Annotated in this window: 1 protein-coding gene; it reads right to left on the bottom strand. The window is 43.1% G+C overall.

The annotated features are described in order from the left end of the window. Window positions 1-267, bottom strand: a 267-nt coding sequence (locus NE668_RS09820; protein WP_256196789.1) for a PA14 domain-containing protein, incomplete at both ends; no start/stop codon positions are given.

The following is a 267-nucleotide window of genomic DNA, read 5'->3' as shown; positions in this document are numbered from 1 at the left end:
ATTCGCCTGTGCATGATGCTGATTTTTATTGATCGGATATCCGTCCTCTGTTGCGCCGTCTTTATTTAATCCGTACACATCTACCGCTCCGGTCTCAAAGTTAATATGACCTTCCAGAGGATTATGTTTCCCTGCCATATCAAGTACAAGTTTTCCGTCGATATACAATAAGAAATCATCGTCTCCCGAAAACTCAAATTCAATCGGCTTCTCAATATATTCTCCTGCCTTTTCTCCCGGCATACGCACTTTTCCGTCTTCCGTCAG

The sequence above is a fragment of the Veillonella parvula genome (assembly GCF_024461875.1).
In the GTDB taxonomy this organism is placed as follows: Bacteria; Bacillota; Negativicutes; order Veillonellales; family Veillonellaceae; genus Veillonella; species Veillonella parvula_I.
The sequence above is the reverse complement of the archived record's forward strand: the minus strand, read 5'-3'. Positions and strand labels throughout refer to the sequence as shown.